At 69.6% G+C, this 19,262-nt stretch carries 16 protein-coding genes; 10 read left to right on the top strand and 6 right to left on the bottom strand.

Annotation, left to right across the window (positions count from 1 at the left end; genetic code table 11):
* The first annotated feature begins 166 nt into the window (after positions 1-166).
* Positions 167-931: an SIR2 family NAD-dependent protein deacylase gene (locus IEW13_RS03560; protein ID WP_188549569.1), complete on the top strand. Its 765-nt coding sequence runs from the start codon at positions 167-169 to the stop codon at positions 929-931.
* A 303-nt stretch (positions 932-1,234) separates the two neighbouring features.
* On the opposite strand, the gene IEW13_RS03565 is transcribed toward IEW13_RS03560, so the two are convergent.
* The 3 genes from IEW13_RS03565 to IEW13_RS03575 form a co-directional block, all read right to left on the bottom strand.
* Positions 1,235-1,804, bottom strand: coding sequence for a protein-L-isoaspartate O-methyltransferase family protein (locus IEW13_RS03565; protein ID WP_188549570.1), 570 nt, complete (start codon positions 1,802-1,804; stop codon positions 1,235-1,237).
* A 151-nt stretch (positions 1,805-1,955) separates the two neighbouring features.
* On the bottom strand, positions 1,956-2,426 hold the full coding sequence (locus IEW13_RS03570; RefSeq protein ID WP_188549571.1) for an Hsp20/alpha crystallin family protein: 471 nt from the start codon (positions 2,424-2,426) through the stop codon (positions 1,956-1,958).
* Between the two features lie 364 nt (positions 2,427-2,790).
* A complete protein-coding gene (locus IEW13_RS03575; protein ID WP_188549572.1) occupies positions 2,791-3,975 on the bottom strand; it encodes a M20 metallopeptidase family protein in 1,185 nt (394 codons plus the stop codon).
* Positions 3,976-4,346: 371 nt separating this feature from the next.
* Here IEW13_RS03575 and IEW13_RS03580 point away from each other — a divergent pair, with 371 nt between their 5' ends.
* Positions 4,347-5,027, top strand: coding sequence for a PRC-barrel domain-containing protein (locus IEW13_RS03580; RefSeq protein ID WP_188549573.1), 681 nt, complete (start codon positions 4,347-4,349; stop codon positions 5,025-5,027).
* A 19-nt stretch (positions 5,028-5,046) separates the two neighbouring features.
* Here the strand turns inward: IEW13_RS03580 and IEW13_RS03585 are convergent, their stop codons facing one another.
* From IEW13_RS03585 to IEW13_RS03595, 3 genes are all read right to left on the bottom strand, one after another.
* Positions 5,047-5,577: an O-acetyl-ADP-ribose deacetylase gene (locus IEW13_RS03585; protein ID WP_188549574.1), complete on the bottom strand. Its 531-nt coding sequence runs from the start codon at positions 5,575-5,577 to the stop codon at positions 5,047-5,049.
* Between the two features lie 80 nt (positions 5,578-5,657).
* Positions 5,658-6,266, bottom strand: a complete 609-nt coding sequence (locus tag IEW13_RS03590) for a hypothetical protein (protein ID WP_188549575.1) — start codon at positions 6,264-6,266, stop codon at positions 5,658-5,660.
* Between the two features lie 115 nt (positions 6,267-6,381).
* Positions 6,382-7,059 (bottom strand): arsenate reductase/protein-tyrosine-phosphatase family protein, encoded by a 678-nt coding sequence (locus tag IEW13_RS03595; protein WP_188549576.1) that lies wholly within the window; start codon positions 7,057-7,059, stop codon positions 6,382-6,384.
* Between the two features lie 84 nt (positions 7,060-7,143).
* Here IEW13_RS03595 and IEW13_RS03600 point away from each other — a divergent pair, with 84 nt between their 5' ends.
* The 8 genes from IEW13_RS03600 (at position 7,144) to IEW13_RS03635 (ending at position 19,178) form a co-directional block, all read left to right on the top strand.
* Positions 7,144-8,226 (top strand): NADH:flavin oxidoreductase/NADH oxidase, encoded by a 1,083-nt coding sequence (locus tag IEW13_RS03600; protein ID WP_188549577.1) that lies wholly within the window; start codon positions 7,144-7,146, stop codon positions 8,224-8,226.
* A gap of 55 nt (positions 8,227-8,281) precedes the next feature.
* On the top strand, positions 8,282-9,049 hold the full coding sequence (locus IEW13_RS03605; protein WP_188549838.1) for an MBL fold metallo-hydrolase: 768 nt from the start codon (positions 8,282-8,284) through the stop codon (positions 9,047-9,049).
* A 293-nt stretch (positions 9,050-9,342) separates the two neighbouring features.
* Positions 9,343-11,115 carry an ABC transporter family substrate-binding protein gene (locus IEW13_RS03610; protein ID WP_229744914.1) on the top strand — a complete coding sequence of 591 codons (1,773 nt, stop codon included), beginning with the start codon at positions 9,343-9,345 and terminating at the stop codon, positions 11,113-11,115.
* 131 nt (positions 11,116-11,246) lie between these two features.
* Positions 11,247-12,788, top strand: a complete 1,542-nt coding sequence (locus tag IEW13_RS03615; RefSeq protein ID WP_188549579.1) for an ABC transporter permease subunit — start codon at positions 11,247-11,249, stop codon at positions 12,786-12,788.
* Entirely contained in the window at positions 12,785-13,864 is a 1,080-nt protein-coding gene (locus tag IEW13_RS03620) for an ABC transporter permease (RefSeq protein ID WP_188549580.1), read from the top strand. Before IEW13_RS03615 ends, IEW13_RS03620 begins: the two co-directional genes overlap by 4 nt.
* Positions 13,861-15,654 carry an ABC transporter ATP-binding protein gene (locus IEW13_RS03625; RefSeq protein ID WP_188549581.1) on the top strand — a complete coding sequence of 598 codons (1,794 nt, stop codon included), beginning with the start codon at positions 13,861-13,863 and terminating at the stop codon, positions 15,652-15,654. The genes IEW13_RS03620 and IEW13_RS03625 overlap by 4 nt, the downstream gene beginning before the upstream one ends.
* Positions 15,655-15,861: 207 nt before the next feature.
* Positions 15,862-17,820 (top strand): translational GTPase TypA, encoded by a 1,959-nt coding sequence (gene typA, locus IEW13_RS03630; RefSeq protein WP_188549582.1) that lies wholly within the window; start codon positions 15,862-15,864, stop codon positions 17,818-17,820.
* Positions 17,820-19,178, top strand: coding sequence for a PIG-L family deacetylase (locus IEW13_RS03635; protein WP_188549583.1), 1,359 nt, complete (start codon positions 17,820-17,822; stop codon positions 19,176-19,178). Before typA ends, IEW13_RS03635 begins: the two co-directional genes overlap by 1 nt.
* Positions 19,179-19,262: the final 84 nt, after the last annotated feature.

Here is a 19,262-nt window from a genome sequence, read left to right on the forward strand (position 1 = left end):
CGGAAGCTCTCCCCGGGGCCCGTAGCGCCTCCGGCGCGCGTTCCGGGCCCGTCGCCGGGGCTGTTCCTGCGAGACGACGGCGGATGGAAAGGCGGCGCACGGAAAGACGGGGCGGTGGCACCACGGCAGGCTGCGACGGGGTGCCACCGTGACGCAGACTGGTGGCATGAGCACGGAGAGCGCACGACTGCGCGAGATGATCGGCCAGGCCGGACGGATCGTCGGTTTCACCGGGGCCGGGGTGTCGACCGAGTCCGGCATCCCGGACTTCCGCTCGCCAGGTGGGATATGGACCCGCTACGACCCCAGGGATTTCGAGTTCTCCCGTTATGTGGAGGACCCCGAGGTGCGCCGCCGGTCCTGGCAGATGCGGCGCGAGTTCTTCGCCGCCGCCGCGCAGCCGAATCCCGCCCATCTGACCTTCGCCCGGCTGGAGCGCGAAGGCAGAAGCCCGGGCGTCATCACGCAGAACATCGACGGCCTGCACCAGGACGCCGGTTCGCGGACCGTACTGGAACTGCATGGCACCGCGCGTGAGGTGGCCTGCATCGGCACCCGCCCGCAGCACGGCGTGCCGCGCGGATGTGGCTGGCGCGCTCCCTGGGAATGGGCGAGCGAGCGGGTCGAGGCTGGCGACACCGATCCCGGCTGCCCGCAATGCAGCGGCCTGGTGAAGTCCGCGACGATCTCGTTCGGCCAGATGCTCGACGAGGAAGTTCTGGAGCGAGCGGCTGCCCTGGCGAGATCAGCCGATCTGCTGATCGCCGCCGGCTCTTCCCTCCAGGTTCATCCTGCGGCCGGAGTGCCGTTGGAAGTCCTGCGCGGAGGCGGCCGCCTGGTGGTGCTCAACGACGAGCCGACACCGCTGGACGATGCAGCCGCGCTCGTCGTCCGCGGACGGGCGGGGGAGGTGCTGGGCGCGGTTGCCTAGGCACCGATGACGGCGCCGGTTTCCGGGGAAGCTCGCCAGGCCCGCGAGGAGCCCGCAGGGCCGAGGGACTCCGCAGGAACGAGGTGCTGCAACCGAGCTCGCGGGAATAAGGCGCTGCAGGACCGAGGGACCCGCAGGAATAAGGTGCCGCAGGACCGATCCCGCGGCAAGAGCCCCACCGCTCCGCCGAAGAGGCGAACGCTCCGCCGACGGTGGCAGCCTCCTTAAGTCGATGAGGGGAAGCTCCGCAGGCGAGAGCCGCGCCCTCAGTCGATGCGAGCCTTGCAGACGGGAGCCGCGCTCTCACTCGATGAGGGGGACGAAGGAATACCGTCCGTGCGTGGTGATCTCCAGGTCAAGGGGTGCGCCCTGCCTGCTGCCCAGGCGGCGCACCCGGTGCATCATCCCGTTCCACGGGCCGACCAGGACGCCTCCCGGCGCCAGCTGACTGAAGAGCTCGCTGGGAGCGCGCCCCGCCATGGCCGAGACGAGGATCCGGTCGAAGGGCGCTTCGCCGGGCACGCCCAGCACGCCGGGCTCGGCCTGGAGGATGCAGTCGGCGCCCAGTCCGTAGCCGGCCGTGTTCCGCCGGGCTTCGGCCACTAGTTCCGGTACGCGCTCAACGGCCAGCACGCGCCCCCCGGGCCCGGCCAGCCGGTGTAGCAGGGCAGTCGTCCATCCGGAACCGCAGCCCACATCGAGAACCCGGTCGCCCGCTCGTACCTCGAGGAGTTCGAGCATCCTGCGCACCGTCGACGGCTGGGAGTTCGTCTGCCCGTGCCCGATCGGCACCGGTGCGTCCTCGGCCGCTCTGTCCCTCACCTCGCGCGGCAGGAAATGCTTGCGGGGCACTTGGCGGAGCAGATCGTCCATGCATATCACGTCCCTTGCCTCCGGCCCCGTCGCGCCTCCTCGCGGATGCCGGTGCCGGACGCGAACGAGGGCCCACCTCCATGGTGAGCCCTCGTGCCGGCGTCTGTCACGCCCTCCGCTGCGGAAGCAGCCGGCCGGCGATACGCTCGCCTCAGGCGTTGATCTGCTTGGCGGAATCGCCCCCGTCCTTGCTGCCGACCGCCACCTGGATGCGCTGGGGCTTCTCCGAGGCGTAGACCCCGCTGACGCGTACCGTCAGGACCCCGGCGTCGTAGTCGGCCGAGACCGCCTCGGACCCGACGTCGGCCGGCAGCGTCAGGGATCGCGAGAAGCTGCCGTAGCGGACCTCGCGCATGCCGCCTTCGGTCTCATGCTCGTTGCGGCGTTCGCCGGAGACCGTCAGCGTGCGTCCGGACAACTCCACCGAGACGTCCTTGGCAGGATCGACGCCCGGCAGATCCACCCGCATCACCAGGTCCTCGTCGTCACGGTGAACATCCACGGCGGGGACGAACCCCGGGCCGCGACCGTTCCCCGACTCGAACAGGGGGGTCCGCATCGCACGGAATACGTCGTCGAAGAGCGAAAGGGGATCGATACGGGTCAGAGTGCTCGTTGCCATCATTACCAGCTCCCTTCCTTGGGTCTCATCGATCGTCCGACCCCGGGTGCTTCGCTGCCCGGGGAGGCCTTGCACCTCGCACAACCGAGGATAAGGGAGGATTATTCCCAAACTTGCGCCGGGATCGCTCAACTTATCGGAGTTGATCGGGCGCGCTGCGTTCGTGGGCGCCATTAGTGGATGCCATACGCGGGCAGGCGCCCGCCTGTGGCGCTCAGGACCGGCCGCGCCGGCTTCCCTCTCCGCCCGTTCAGATGCGCCAGATCCCCGGTTGCGCCGGCTTCCATTCAGATGCGCCGACGCATCGGCTCTCCATCCCCGGGTCTGTCGTCGTCGGCCTCACATGGCGTGGTGCCGCTCCCGGTCAGCCGCGGGCGAGTCGTTCGATCGCCAGCCGAGCCAGCGCGGCGGCCTGGATGGGCAGCGCGGCATCGTCGAAGACCACTTCCGGGGAGTGGTTCCACGCGAGGTTCTCCGGGTCCAGGCCGGCCGGGCTGGCGCCCATGAACATGAAGGTGCCGGGCACCTCCTGCAGCACGAAGGAGAAATCTTCGGACCCCATCATCGGGTTGACCAGGGGAACCAGCTTGTCCGCGCCGAACTCCTCGCCCAGCTGCTCGGCAGCCCAGGCGGTCTCCGCGGCGTCGTTTACCGTGACGGGGTAGTTCACCGCGAAGTCGACTTCAGCGGAAGCGCCGAATCCGGCGGCGATGCTGGTCGCCAGGCGGGTCGCCTCCTCCTCCATCCGGCGGGTGGACTCGGCGGAGAGCGTGCGGACCGTCGCGCCGAGGGAGGCGGAGTCCGGGATGACGTTGTGCGCCTCGCCCGCCCGCAGCCGGGTGATCGTCAGGACCACCGGGTCGAAGACGTCGAAGCGGCGGGTGACCATGGTCTGCAGCTCGGAGGCAATCGCGACCAGCGGCGCGACCGGATCGACGGCGTCCTGAGGGCGGGAGCCGTGCCCGCCGCGGCCGCGCACCGTGATGGTGAGTTCGTTCGCCCCGGCCATCAGCGGCCCCGGACGGTACTCGAACTGCCCGAGCGGTCCGGGGAACACATGCAGGCCGTACGCCGCGACGGGTTTCTGCCCGGCCACCTCCAGCAGGCCTTCTTCGAGCATGTACCTGGCGCCGGCGAAGCCCTCCTCACCCGGCTGGAACATGAAGACGACGCTGCCGGCAAGCTCCGCCCGGCGCCCGGAGAGAAGCTTCGCGGCCCCGACCAGGCCGGTGACGTGAAGATCGTGGCCGCAGGCGTGCATATTGCCGTTCGTGGCGGCGAAATCCAGGCCGGTGTTCTCCGCCACCGGCAAGGCGTCCATGTCCCCGCGCAACAGCACCACCGGGCCGGGCCGGGCACCTTCGAGCACAGCCACGACCGACGTCGTCGAGGTTCCGGTCACGATCCGCAGCGGCAGCCCCTCCAGCGCCCGGAGGATCGCCGCCTGCGTCTGCGGAAGCTGCAAGCCGATCTCGGGGATCTGGTGCAGTTCGTGCCGCAGCGCGGTCAGCTCCGGGGCGAGGGTCTGGGCGTCCTGCGTGAGACTCACGTGCTCTCCTGCTTTCGGTATCGGGGCCCGGACGGGGTCCGCCGGGACAGGACGCCGAGGCGCCCGGGGTTCATGGTTCACTCCAGGGTAGCCGTCGTCCCGGGCGGAATCGGTCTGTACCGGACCGGGCGCACGCCCTTCCTGCCGGCGCGCACCCTTGCCCGGCCGCGCTCCAGCGGGGCCTCACGCGGCACGCCCGCCGCAGGAGCGGCCCTGCCGGTGGGCGCGCCCCCGCGTGTGACCTGATGTGACCTGAGTGGTGGTTGCGGCGGGGAACCGGCACGAGGGTCAGAGCCGCGCGCATGTGGGACCCGAGGGGTCGTCCGCGCGGCAACGGGGCCTGGCGTCCGGGCGCTGTTACCGTTGGGTGAATGAAGAAGATCGAGCATGCCGTCATCACGGGGCTGCTGGGATCCAGGGTGATCGGCCCCAGCGGCGAGGAACTCGGTATCGTGACCGAGGTGTTCGTCGACGCCGCGTCCCGTGAGCCGACATTCATCGAGGTGGACCTCGGGGATTCCGCCCGTCAGCCCGGCAAGACCCTGGTGCCTGCCGCCGGTCTGCAGCTGGGTACCGGGACGGTACGTTCCCCGTATTCTCGTGCGACGCTCGCCGCTGCGCCGGCCTCGGCCGACCGGCTGAGCCCGGAGGACGAAGCGCGGGTGCTCGCGCATTATGAAGGGCAATCGCGGCCGTCCGCCGGCGACGCCGTCAGGGAGGACACCGGCTCTTCCGCCTCTGCCGGTACCGAGTCGCGGGCGGAGGAGCCCGGTTCTGCCGGCACGGAGGCGCTGAGGCAGCAGACCGGGCCTGCTGGAGCGGAGTCGCCGGCACAGGACGGCAGACCGGACGCCGATGCCGCAGAGCAGAGCCCTGGCGCCGAAGCGCAGGAGCACGGGACCCGCGCAGCGGCACCGCCGGCCGGTGCGGTAGGCGAGGCCCCGCCCGTGGCGCAGGCGATCGGTGCGGATGATGGGACGGCTGTCGCGGGCGGTGGGACGGCCGAGGGTGAAAGCACTCACCACCGGCGGGCGGAACCAGAACAAGGCTGACGTCGCCTGCGCTCCTTGCTCAGTCCTCGCCTTCGTACTCGAAGACGTTCCGGAACACCTCGGTGGTGCCGGCATCGTGCAGGACGAACCTGACCTCGTCCAGATCGCTCCAGCCGTCGTGGGCCTCCCCGAGCACGGAACGGGCCACCCGGGCGACCTCCTCGGCGTCCCAGCCGTATGCGCCTGCGCCGACGGCCGGGAACGCGACGGTCTGGTCGCCCACCTGGACGGCGCGGTTGAGTGACTCACGGAAGCATGAGGCCAGCAGCGCCGGATCCGTCTGGCCGGCGTGGCGGTTGGGACCCACTGTGTGGATCACGTGATCGGCCGGGAGCTTGCCCGCCGGCGTCACCGCCGCCTGCCCGGTGGGGAGACCGTCGGGGTACTCCGCTTCCCGGAGTTCGCGGCACTCCCGCAGCAGCTTGGGGCCGGCGGCGGCATGGATGGCGCCGTCGACGCCCCCACCGCCCAGCAGAGTGGAATTGGCGGCGTTGACGATCGCGTCCACGTCCTGCTCGGTGATGTCGCCTTGGACGACTGTGATGCGCATCTGCTCCTCACTTGCTTGCTGCTGGCGGTGCGCTGGCGTCTGGAAAGGCTACCGTATCAACCTTCTTCCGGGGGTTCCGCTCAACCGTAGAGCTGGGCAAGCGTGAGGGCGAACACGGCGCCTCCGGTGACGAGCAGAACCGGCGCCGCCAGAAGCCCGCACCAGAAGGCGCTGGCCGCGGCCCGGGCGCGTACGGCGCGCCGGCTCGGCCCTGAGGCCCGGTCCCGTCGTTCTGCGCGGAACTGCATGACGGCTGCGGCCACGGCGGCCGCAGCCAGGGCGGCTCCCGCGATCAACAGGAATTCCTGCCCTGTGGGCCAGACGAGTGCGCCGATCGCCACGGAGAACCACAGCAGCACCCACGGCGTCGCGAAGCCGCTCCAGCGGATCAGGAGGCGGCGGGCGACGACGGCTCCGGTGACGCCGATGTAGAGCGTCAGCAGGGCGATGATGAACACCGGGGTCCAGTCCCGGGCCAGGCCGCGCCCGGCCGGGCCGCTGCCCCAGTGGACCACCGTGAAGCACAGCGAGGCGGCCGTCCCGAGAGCGGCGAGCCAGGAGAACACCCGCAGGACGAGCAGCCAGCGCGGTGAGGGAGGGTTGCCCTGCGCCCAGCCGGCCCACACCAGCGCGGCACTGTGGCAGACGAGGCTGATGAAGAACAGATCACGCACCAGGGAGAGATCCATGACTCCATTGTCCAGCAGCGTGACGGCACGGTAGACGTCAGTCCGCCCGCCGGTCGTCCGCGCCGGCGGGATGCGCGGTCGCTCAGCGACATCGCCGCGTAGGCGAGATGCGTCTTCAGTGCTGGGACGCGCGCAGCAGGATGTCCCGCAGGATGTCGAGTTCCTCGCGGAGAGTGCGGGCCACCTGCTGATAGAGCTCCGCGGAGCGGCGGTAGGGATCGGGCACGTCCGGGGCGGCGGCGCCGGTCTGGCGGTGCCGCGCGGCCACCGAGACGAGCTCGCGCAAGCGCCCGGCGACTCCGGTGGGAGGAGCGTAGGGGTCGTGCGGCAATGGCTGGAGCAGCAGGGTACGCGCGATCTCCGTGAACTCGCTCAGCAGGAAGGTCCGTGGCAGCAGGGAGGGATCCAGCTGCAGGATCCGCTGCCGGTGCTCGCGGGTCATCACCAGGATCAGGTCCTGCGCGGCCAGGAACCGCGCATCGGCGATCTGCGCGGTGTGCGCGGGGATCTCCGTGGCGAAGTCCGTCACATAGTGGCGGGCCATATGCGTCTCCAGGCCCGCGCCGACGACGGCCCCGGTGCCCGCGCTGGCGGTCAGCACCTGCCCTTCCAGGCTGGTGCCGGCGAGTACCCGGGCCAGGCCGTGCTCGGCGTAGGCGGACCGGCAGATGTTGCCGGTGCAGATGAAGGCGATGCGGAACTCCGGCGAGGTCTCGCGCCGGCGGGGCCGGACATCGTTGCGACGGCGGGAGCCGAAGAGTTCGGCGGCCTCAAGACTGAAACGACTGCTCACGTCTGCCCATGGTACGGGAGATAGGCTGACAGTGTGACCGGGCGCACCGCGCGTCCCCCCGACGTTCTGGCAAGGAGACTGCGAATGACGCTCTTCTCACCGCTCACCCTGCGTGGCACGGAGATCAGGAACCGGATCTGGCTGGCGCCGATGTGCCAGTACCAGGCCGTGGACGGGGTGCCGGGCGACTGGCACCTGGTGCACCTGGGCGCCCGCGCCCAGGGCGGATTCGGCCTGATCCTCACCGAGGCCGCCGCCGTCGTGCCTGAGGGCCGGATTTCGCCGCAGGACGCGGGGCTGTGGAACGACGCCCAGGCCGAGGTGTGGCAGCGGATCGTGTCGTTCGCGCACTCGCAGGGCGCCCGCATCGGCGTTCAGCTGGCTCATGCCGGGCGCAAAGCCTCGACGTACCGCGCGTTCCCGGGTGAGCCCAGTGGCAGCGTCCCGCTGGATGACGGTGGATGGGAGACCCTGGGCCCGTCGGCGGTGGCGTTCCCCGGCCTGCGCGAGCCCAAGGAGCTCAGCGCCGCGGACATCGCCGCGATCGTGACTGCTTTCGGTGAAGCTGCCGAGCGGGCCGAACGAGCCGGTTTCGATACCGTCGAGGTGCATGGCGCGCACGGCTACCTGATCCACGAATTCCTCTCCCCGCTGTCCAACCAGCGGGCAGACCGGTACGGCGGGCCGTTCGAGAACCGGGTGCGGCTCCTGCTGGAGGTCGTGGAGGAGATCCGCCGCCGCTGGCCCGACGACAAGCCGGTCCTGGTGCGCATCTCCGGGACCGACTGGCTCGAAGGCGGCTGGGACGCCGAGCAGTCCGCCGCCCTGGCGCCCTTGCTGAGTGAGCGGGGCGTGGATCTCATCGACGTCTCCTCCGGTGGCAACGCGCCGGCCGAGATCCCCCTCCGCCCCGGTTACCAGGTGCCCCTGGCGGCGGCGGTGCGCGCGGCCGGGGTGCCGGCCGGCGCGGTGGGCCTGATCGACCGGCCGGCGCATGCCCAGCGCATCCTCACCGAGGGGGACGCCGATGTCGTCCTGCTGGCCCGGGCGGCGCTTCGCGATCCGCACTGGCCTCTGCGTGCCGCGCATGAGCTCGGCTACGACTGGAGCCAGGCCCCGTGGCCGCCAGCGTATGTGCGGGGCCGCTGGGAGGCAGCGGCCCGCTGACCGGCGTCGCGGCGGGAGAAGCGACGAGAACGGACGAGGACGAGAGGGGACGATGATGGGCGCGGACAACCCTGGTACCGGCGATGTGCAGGCGAGGCGCTTCGGCGAGGTGGCGGTGCGCACGGTGGCGGTCTCGGAGATGGAGAACAACGTCTATCTGCTGACCGGCACCGCCACCGGGCAGCGGGTGCTCATCGACGCCGCCGACGAGCCGGAAGCGATCGCGGCCCTGGTCGCGGCCTCCGCAGATGACATCGCGGACCCAGCAGGAACGGCAGACCCAGTAGGCACGCCGGAGGCAGATGACGTGGCAGACGCGCGCGGCGCCGGGCGGGGTGACGGTCTGCACGCCGTCATCACGACGCACCGGCACTGGGATCATCATCGCGCGCTCGCGGCGGTGCTGCGGCAGCTGGGCGGCGAAGCCGGCGTGATGAACATCGCCGGGGTCGACGACGCCGACGCCATCGAGGAGGAGACCGGCACCACGGTCGATGTGCGTGCCGAGCACGGGGACGTCCTGGAGTTCGACGGCTTCGAGCTGTCCGTCATCGCGCTGCGCGGCCATACGCCCGGTTCCATCGCGCTGCTGCTCAGGCAGGACGGCGAGCCTCCCGTGCTCTTCACCGGCGACAGCCTCTTCCCCGGCGGGCCGGGGAAGACGTGGTCGGCGGAGGACTTCACCAGCCTGATGGACGACCTTCAGGAGCGCGTGTTCGGCGTGCTGCCCGACGAGACCCTCGTCTTCCCGGGCCACGGTGCGCCGACCACCCTGGGCGCTGAGCGCCCGCACCTGGGGGAGTGGCGCGCCCGCGGATGGTGAAACGTCCTGGGGCGAGCTGCCGGAGACGTCCCGGGGCGGATTGCGGGGTGCGGACGGCAGGTCCCCTTACACGGCGACGGCTTTCCCTTATGCGGCGATCGTTAACGTCAGATGACGCCGGGTAAAGAAAAGGTAACGGTTGCTTCTCACACTGCGAGACATCTCACATTCGGCGCTAGGGTCGGGGATCATCGCAGGCGGACTTGCGACGTCTGCGCATGCCCCCGAAGTCAAGAATGGAGACCCTAGTGCGATCGAGAACAGCACTCGCAGTGGGCGCCGGTCTGACCGGAATGGCCCTTCTGCTCAGCGCTTGCACGGCACCCGGCGGAGACGAGGAGAACGGCGGCGACGGCGGCGCCGGAAGCGTCCTGAACGTCGGCTGGAACGAGCCGTTCCGCAGCCTGAATACGGAGACGGCCAACGGCAACGCCGTGGCGAACGCCATCGTCACCTACCTGCTGAACGACAACTTCGTCTATTACGACGACGAGCTGGAACTGCAGCAGGGTGAGCTGGGCACGGTCGAGCAGGTCTCCGAGGACCCCCTGCAGGTGCGGTACACCTTCGCCGATGACGCCACCTGGTCCGACGGCACGCCCGTGGACGCGGCGGACATCGTCCTCACCTGGGCGGCCAAGAGCACCAACTACAACACTGGCGAGGGCAACCGCACCGACGACGGCGAGATCCAGGAGAACGAAGGCGGCGAGGTCTACTTCGACTCCGCGTCCCCCGGCTCGGCGCTCATCCAGGAGTTCCCAGAGATCTCCGAGGACCGCAAGGAAGTCACCTTCACCTACTCCGAGCCCTTCGCGGACTGGCAGATCGAGCTCGGGCTCGGCGCCGACGGCGTCGGCGTCCCGGCGCACATCGTCGCCAAGAAGGCCCTCGGCGAAGAGGACCCGGAGGCCGCCAAGCAGGCCGTCCTGGACGCCATCGAGAACGAGGACACCGAGGCGCTCAGCGAGATCTCGAACGTGTGGAACACCGGCTTCGACTTCACCTCGATGCCCGATGACGAGGACCTCCTCGTGCACAACGGCCCCTACCAGCTGGCCGACTTCCAGGAGGGGCAGTACCTGACCCTGACGAAGTCCGAGGAGTACAGCGGTCCGCGTGCCGGCAACATCGACACGATCACCTACCGGTACAACGAGGACCCGATGGCGATGGTCCAGGCGATCGAGAACGGCGAGGTGGACCTCACCCAGCCGCAGGCGACCGCGGACGTGCTGGCCGCCGCGGAGGCGATCGACGGCGTGAACGTCGACACCGACGACGGTGCCACCTACGAGCACATCGACCTCACCTTCGACAACAACGGCCCCTTCGACCCCGCGTCCTACGACGGTGACGAGGAGACCGCCCTGCAGGTCCGCCAGGCGTTCCTGAAGACCATCCCGCGCCAGCAGATCGTGGACACCATCATCGACCCGCTGAACCCCGGCGCGGTCGTGCGCGACTCCTTCACCCAGGTGCCCGGCTCGCCGTGGTACGACGAGATCGTCGCGAACAACGGTGCCGACGAGTACGCCGAGGTCGACATCGAGGGCGCCCAGGCGCTGCTCGAGGACGCCGGCGTCGAGGCACCCGAGGTGCGCTTCCTGTACGGCGCCTCCAACCAGCGGCGGGCGCAGCAGTTCCAGCTGGTCAAGGAGTCCGCTGAGCAGGCCGGCTTCGTGATCATCGAGGACGCCGACGACAACTGGGGCACGCGCCTGGGCGACGGCACCTACGACGCCTCGCTGTTCGGCTGGCAGTCCACCAACACGGGCGTGACCGAGCCGGACGCCAACTACCGCACCGGCCAGCAGAACAACTACGGGGGCTACTCCAGCCAGGAAGTCGACGACATCCTCACCGAGCTGCAGACCGAGCTGGACGAGGGCCGCCAGCTGGAGCTCTCCATCGAGCTGGAGTCGCATCTGCACGCGGACGCGTTCGGGGTCAACATCTTCCAGCACCCCGAGCTGCTGATCTACCGCGACCGGGTGCAGAACGTCAGCTCCACCGCGGTGTCGCCGACCATGTTCTGGAACTTCTGGGAGTGGGAGGTCTCCTGACCTCCATGTGAGAGCCGCCTCCTGACCGGCCCGGACGGTCCCCGACCTATAAGCGAGGGGACCGCCCGGACGGCGGGGGCGGCTCGACGCATGCACCCCACCTGTTCCTCCATGAACGCCTGAGGCCACCCATGATCAGATTCATCCTCCGGCGGATGCTCGCCTCCGCCGCCATCCTCCTGGTCTTGACCTTCGCGGTGTACCACCTGCTGGACTTCGCGATGGACTACTTCTTCGACCTGCGCGCCAGCACCTCGCCGAACATCGACCAGCTGTTCGAGAGCCGCCGTCGCCTGCTGAACCTGGACACTCCCGTCACGCTGCGCTACTTCGACTGGCTGGCCGGCGTCGGCGGCTGTTTCATCGGCCAGTGCGATCTCGGCACCGCCTGGGTCAGCGGCCAGGAAGTCACCTCCCAGCTGCAGGGCGCGATCGCCAACACGGTCAAGCTGGTCACCGCCGCGACCCTCATCTCCATCGTGATGGGCGTGCTCATCGGCGTGATCAGCGCGCTGCGCCAGTACACCGGATTCGACTACGTCATCACCTTCGTCTCGTTCCTGCTGTACTCGCTGCCCGTCTTCTGGGTGGCGGTGCTGCTGAAGCAGTACGGGGCGATCGAGTTCAACAACTTCCTGAACAACCCGGTGGTCAGCTGGCCGGTCGTGATCGTCTTCGCGGTGATCGCGGGCCTGTTCTGGATGGGCGCCATCGGCGGGGACGCCCGGCGTCGCGTGATCGTGTTCGCCTCGGCCACCGTGGTGACCTTCGCGGTCACCGCCTACGTCCTGCTCACCGGCTGGCTGGAGAGCCCCCGCATCGGCCTGATCGGCACCGCGCTGGTCTCCGCCGGCTTCGCCGTCGCAGTGACCTTCGCCTCCACCGGCTTGCGGAACCGCCGTGCCCTGGCTGCCGCGCTCATCACGGTGGTGGTGGGCCTGCTGCTCTACATGCCGCTGCAGAACCTCTTCTACTACGTGGAGATGAACATCCCGGCGATGCTGGGCCTGCTGCTCATCGCCCTGGTCATCGGCGCCGCCATCGGCATCGCCCTGCGCGGGCCGGACCGCAGCGCGAGCGCCCGCACCGGCGCGCTCACCGCGCTGCTGATGTCCATCGTGGTGTTCTGTGACCGGGTGCTGCAGGAGTGGGACCGGTACGTGGCGATGCCGCAGATCAACAACCGTCCCATCGCCACCATCGGCGCCGCGACGCCCAATCTGCAGGCGGACTTCTGGATGGGCATGCTCGACAGCTTCACGCATCTGCTGCTGCCGTCCATCGCGCTGATCCTGATCTCCTTCGCGCTCTACACCCGTTACGAGCGGGCGTCGATGCTGGAGGTCATGAACCAGGACTACATCCGCACCGCCCGAGCCAAGGGACTCACCGAGCGGACCGTGGTCATGCGGCACGGGCTGCGCAACGCCCTGATCCCGGTCACCTCCGTGATGGCGGTGGACATCGTGACCCTCATCGGCGGCGCCGTCATCACGGAGACCATCTTCGGCTGGTCGGGCATGGGCAAGCTGTTCATCGACTCGATGAACCGCAATGAGCTCGACCCCGTCATGGCCTATATCCTCATCACCGGCCTGCTGGCGATCGCCGCGACACTGCTCGCGGACTTCCTGTACGGCCTTCTCGATCCACGGATTCGGGTGACCTCATGACCACTTTCATCCCAGGACCACGGGGGCAGGGCGCGGAACAGCCCGGCGACTCCCAGGACTCCATCGAGACGAAGGACATCGCCGGGCTGTCCCAGGGGCAGATCGTCCTGCGCCGCTTTCTCCGGCACAAGGGCGCCCTGGTAGGGCTCATCACCATCGCGTGCATCGCACTGTTCTGCTACTCGGCCGTCGGCGTCGGGCCGATCCCCGGGTGGTGGCAGTACAACCACTACAGCAGCAACCCGGTGCTCAACCCGCAGGGTGCGCCGACCATGAGCCTGCCGGCCTGGCTGGGCGGCGACGGCTTCGCCATCGGGCAGCATCCCTTCGGCCAGGACGACATCGGCCGGGACAATTTCGCCCGGGTGATGAAGGGCACGCAGATCTCCCTCATGGTGATGGTCGTCATCGGCGTGGTGGGGCTCGTGATCGGCTCCGTCATCGGCGCCCTGGCCGGCTTCTACCGCGGCTGGCTGGACAACGTCCTGATGCGCATCACCGATGGCTTCATCATCCTGCCCACCCTGGTGGTCGGCGCGATCCTCGGCAAGATGGTCGGCGGCGCGAGCGCGATCGCCCTGGCCCTGGCTCTGGGGCTCATCCTGTGGCCGACGCTCGCCAGGCTGGTCCGCGGCGAGTTCCTCGGCCTGCGCGAGCGGGAATTCGTCGATGCCGCCCGGGTGACCGGTGCGAGCGATCTGCGGATCATGCTCAAGCACATGTTCCCGAACTCCATGGGCGTCATCATCGTCAACACCAGCCTGCTGATGGCGCAGGCCATCGTGCTGGAGACGGCACTGAGCTTCTTAGGCTTCGGCATCACCTCGCCCGATGTCTCCCTGGGCCAGCTGATCAACGAGTATCAGAGCTCCTTCGCCACCCGTCCCTGGCTGTTCTGGTGGCCCGGCCTGTTCATCATCGTGATCGCGCTGTGCATCAACTTCGTCGGCGACGGTCTGCGCGACGCTTTCGACCCCCGGCAGAAGCGGGTCCCGAGTAAGCGCGTGATGGATCGCGCCGCGCGCCGGAACGCCAAGACCGCCGGCGACGCTGCCGGGAAGGGAGCAGCCTCGTGAACACCATCCTGACCGTGCGGGACCTGGGCGTGGAGTTCTGGGTGGGCGACGAGTGGTTCACCGCCGCCGAAGGCGTGAACTACGAGCTGCGTGCCGGCGAGGTGCTTGCGATCGTGGGTGAATCGGGCTCTGGTAAATCCCAGACCTCGATGTCCCTGATGGGGCTGCTGCCGCGCAACGGGCGCGCCACCGGCAGCGCCAGGCTGGGCGACCGTGAGCTGATCGGTGCCTCGGAAGCGGAGCTGCGGCGGGTCCGCGGCAACGAGATCTCGATCATCTTCCAGGAGCCGATGACGGCGCTCAACCCGGTCTACACCGTGGGGTTCCAGATCGTGGAGACGCTGCGGGTGCACACCGATCTGGCGCCGCACGCCGCCAAGGAACGGGCGCTGGAACTCATGCGCCTGGTGGAGATCCCCGAGCCGGAGCGCCGGTTCGGGCACTATCCGCATCAGCTCTCCGGCGGCCAGCGCCAGCGCATCATGATCGCGCAGGCACTCGCCTGCCAGCCGAAGCTGCTGATCGCCGATGAGCCGACGACGGCGCTGGATGTCACGGTCCAGGCGGAGATCCTCAAGCTGATGCGCGAGCTGCGGGAGAAGATCGACTCCGGCATCATCCTCATCACCCACGATATGGGCGTGGTCGCGGATATGGCCGACCGGATCCTGGTGATGAAACGGGGCAAGGTGGTCGAGCACGGCACCGCGCAGGAGATCTTCACCGATCCGAAGGACGACTACACCAAGCAGCTGCTGGCGGCGGTGCCGCACCTGGGCGCGAGCTTCTCCGCAGCCGAGGCGCAGGAAGCCGCGCAGGCGCAGGAGGACGACTCGGCCGTACTCGTGGGCGGTGTCTTTGCCGGGGTGACCGAGGACGCGTCAGGCCCGGCGATCCCGCTGGAGTCGAACGAGCTGTTCCTACACGACTCGGTCCGCGGCACGCCGTCCACCACGCCGGCACTGGAGCTCAAAGGGGCCTCGATCGAGTACCCCAAGCAGGGCCGGGGACCGGCGTTCCGTGCCGCGCACGCCGTCGATCTGCGCATCGAGGGCGGCGAGGTGGTCGGTCTGGTGGGGGAGTCCGGTTCTGGCAAGACCACCATCGGCCGGGCTGCCGTCGGCCTCCTGCCGGTGGTGGAGGGCACCCTGGAGATCGACGGGACGGACATCGCCCGGCTGAACCGCAAGCGCCTGCGCGAGCTGCGCACACGGATCTCCATCGTGTTCCAGGACCCGGGCTCCTCGCTGAACCCGAGGCTGCCGGTGGGCGAATCGATCGGCGAGCCGCTGTTCCTGCACGAGGGGCTCAAAGGCGCCGCGCTGTCCGCCCGGGTGGAGAGCCTGCTGGACAGCGTCGAGCTGCCCCGCAGCATGCGCAACCGGTACCCGCACGAGCTCTCCGGCGGGCAGCGCCAGCGCATCGGCATCGCCCGGTCGCTCGCCCTGGACCCCATGCTGCTGATCGCCGACGAACCCACGTCCGCCCTGGACGTCTCGGTCCAGGTCCGGGTCCTGGAGCTGTTCCGGCAGTTGCAGGAGGAGAAGGGCTTCGCCTGCCTGTTCATCTCCCACGATCTGGCCGTGGTGGAGATGCTCTCGGCGAAGATCGCGGTGATGCGGCACGGGTATCTGCTCGAGCTGGGCTCGCCGCGTGAGATCATCTCGACGCCGCAGCACCCGTACACGCAACGCCTGCTGGCGGCGGTGCCGGTGCCGGACCCGGAGGAACAGCGTCGTCGCCGGACCGCGCGCGACGCGCTGCTGGAACAGGAGCAGACCGTTTCCTAAAAGCGCCCTCGCGTACCGCAGTGCCGTGCGGGGGAGCCGGTACTGCAGTACGCGAGGGCGGGAAGCCCGCCGGGCGTGACGAAAGCGGCGTCCCGGCCCGGCGGCGGGCGGCGGTCAGGCCGGGAAGGCCCGTCGCAGGGCGTGAAGGCGGGACGCAAGCGCGCGCTACACTTGAGGGGATATTCTTCGCTCAATCGAAAGCCCTTCATGACTTCGTTCAGCCCTGCCTCCGACGCTGCCTCCGCCGAGAACTCGGCTCGCCGCGCCGATCTGCGTAATGTCGCCATCGTCGCCCACGTCGACCACGGCAAGACCACCCTCGTCGACGCCATGCTCCGCCAGACCGGCGCCTTCGGCGACCACGGCGAAGTGGCCGAGCGCGTGATGGACTCCGGAGACCTGGAGAAAGAAAAGGGCATCACGATCCTGGCCAAGAACACCGCGGTGTTCTACACCGGTCCTTCCGCCGAGCGGGCCGGTGCCCCGGATGGGATCACCATCAACGTCATCGACACCCCGGGTCACGCCGACTTCGGCGGGGAGGTCGAGCGCGGCCTGTCCATGGTGGACGGCGTCGTGCTGCTGGTCGACGCCTCCGAGGGCCCGCTGCCCCAGACCCGTTTCGTGCTGCGCAAGGCGCTGGCCGCCAAGCTCCCGGTCATCCTCGTGATCAACAAGACCGACCGCGCCGATGCGCGCATCGACGGCGTCGTGGAGGACACCCAGGACCTGCTGCTGGGCCTGGCCTCCGATCTGTCCGACGAGGTGCCGGACCTGGACGTCGACGCGGTCCTTGACGTGCCGGTGGTCTACGCCGCCGCGCGTGTGGGCAGGGCCTCCCTGGAACAGCCGGCCGACGGCTCCGCACCGGAGAACCCGGACCTCGAACCGCTCTTCGCCACCATCCTGGAGACCATCCCGGCGCCGGCCTACAACCCCGACGGCGTGCTGCAGGCCCATGTGACGAACCTCGACGCCTCGCCCTTCCTGGGACGCCTCGCGCTGCTGCGCATCTACGGCGGGACCCTGCGCAAGGGGCAGAACGTCGGCTGGGCCCGGCGGGACGGCAGCGTCACGACGGTGAAGATCACCGAGCTGCTGGAGACCAAGGGACTCGAACGCGTCCCCGCCGAGGCCGCCCGGGCCGGTGACATCGTCGCCGTCGCGGGAATCCCCGAGATCACCATCGGCGAGACCCTCACCGACGCGGAGGACCCGCGCCCGCTGCCGCTCATCACGGTGGACGACCCGGCGATCTCGATGACCGTGGGCATCAACACCTCCCCGCTGGCTGGCCGCGAGAAGAACACCAAGGTCACCGCCCGCATGGTCAAGGACCGCCTGGACCAGGAACTGATCGGCAACGTCTCCATCCGGGTGCTGCCCACCGAACGCCCCGACGCCTGGGAGGTGCAGGGCCGCGGCGAGCTCGCCCTGGCGATCCTGGTGGAGCAGATGCGCCGCGAAGGCTTCGAACTGACCGTCGGCAAGCCGCAGGTGGTCACCAGGACCATCGACGGCGTCGTGCACGAGCCGATGGAGCAGATGACCATCGACGTACCCGAAGAGCACCTGGGTGCGGTCACCCAGCTCATGGCCGCCCGGAAGGGCACCATGGAGACGATGAGCAACCACGGCACCGGCTGGGTCCGGATGGAGTTCCGGGTCCCGGCGCGCGGCTTGATCGGCTTCCGCACCAAGTTCCTCACCGAGACCCGTGGCACCGGGATCGCCAACTCGCTGTCCGCAGGGTACGCGCCGTGGGCCGGCCCGATCGAGTTCCGCACCTCGGGCTCGCTCGTGGCCGACCGCGCCGGCGTCGTCACCCCCTACGCCATGCTGAACCTGCAGGAACGCGGCACCTTCTTCGTCGAGCCCACCTCCGAGGTGTACGAGGGCCAGGTCGTCGGTGAGAACTCGCGCGCCGAGGACATGGACGTGAACATCACCAAGGAGAAGAAGCTCACGAACATGCGCTCGGCCACGGCCGACACCTTTGAGAACCTCACGCCGCCGAGGAAGCTCACCCTGGAGGAGTCCCTCGAATTCGCCCGTCAGGACGAATGCGTCGAGGTCACTCCCGGGGCCATCCGCATCCGCAAGGTGGAACTTGACGCCAAGGAGAGGGCCAAGACGGCGGCCCGTCTGCGCCGCACAGGAGCCTGATGGCCACGGCGCTCTTCGTCCACGCTCACCCCGACGACGAGTCCATCGCGGCCGGCGGCACAATCGCGGCGCTGGCAGCGGCGGGCCATCGGGTGGTGGTGCTCACCGCGACGCGCGGGGAAGCCGGCGAGGTGATCGGCCCGCTGCGGGACCGCCTGGAGGGCGATCGCGCGGCACTCGCCGCCCACCGCGAGCAGGAGATCGCCGCCGCCATGCGCGCGCTCGACCCGCACGGCCGCGTCGAGCAGCGCTTCCTGGGCGAAGGCGCGCCCGGCGGTGCCCTGAGCGGTCTTGAGCCACGGCGATTCGAGGACTCAGGCATGGTCTGGGGCGCCGACGGGCTGGCCCACCCGGACCCGCACCGGCCCGCGGAAGCGCTGTGCGCGGCACCGGAAGATCTGCCGGCGCAGTACATCGCCGAAGTCATCCTCGCGCTGCGCCCGGACGCCGTCGTCACCGATAACTCCGGAGGCGGTTACGGCCACCCGGATCACCGCCGCGTCCATCAGGAGACCCTGCAGGCCGTCCGGCTGGCCGACGAACGCGGCTGGCGGACCCCGGCGGTCTACCTCATCGATCCGCCGCGCGAGGCGAGCCGTGACCGGTTCGATCCCCGGCGGAGCGGATTCGCCGAGACCGGGTTCCGCCCGGCCGAGTCCATCCCCGCGGTGGACCCCGACGGCCCGCCCGAGGTGGTGGTGGACATCTCCGCCCACCGGCAGGCGAAGGCCGCCGCGATGGCGGCGCACGCCACGCAGGTCCAGGTGCGGGGGGAGTTCTTCGCGCTGTCCAACGGCGTCGGCCAGCACCTCGCGGACCGCGAGTACTACTCGGCCTGGCGCCGGCCCGCCCAGCGGGAACCGGGCACGCTGCTCCCGGCCGAGGGTATGACCGCGCGTCCAGCCCGTCCCTCACGATGGGCCATGCCGGTCGGTGTACTGCTCGGGTTGATCGCCGGGGTGATGGGCAGCATGCATCACCTGCACGCCTACAACCTGGGCACGATCCTGCCGGCGCTCGACGGGACCCTGCTGCCCTGGGGCGTTCTGCTCTCGGGTCTGCTGGCCGTCGCGTCCCAGGTGGCGGTAGGGACATGGGGCCGCAGCATCGGCGCGATCGTGCTGTGCGGGCTGAGCACCTCCGCGGTGTCGTTCCTGTTGTCGATGCCGGGTCTGGCCCCCGGCGGGGATCTCGTGATCACCTCATTCGCCCGCAGCCTGGCCTGGCTCTACCTGCCCCTCATCTCGGCCATCCTCCTGGCGTTCTTCCTGCCCAGGCTCTGGTTGCCGAGGCCGGGCCGCGATCGCTCCTCGCAGCCTGTCGTCGCATCCGGTGATCGGCGCGACACCGGCCGGTGACCAGCGCGAAGGCAACGGAATAGCCGCCCGATCGTTGCGGATTCGTGACGGCATGTCACAGGATCAGGCGGTCGCGGCCCCCTG

The sequence above is a fragment of the Sediminivirga luteola genome (genome assembly GCF_014639315.1).
In the GTDB taxonomy this organism is placed as follows: Bacteria; Actinomycetota; Actinomycetes; order Actinomycetales; family Brevibacteriaceae; genus Sediminivirga; species Sediminivirga luteola.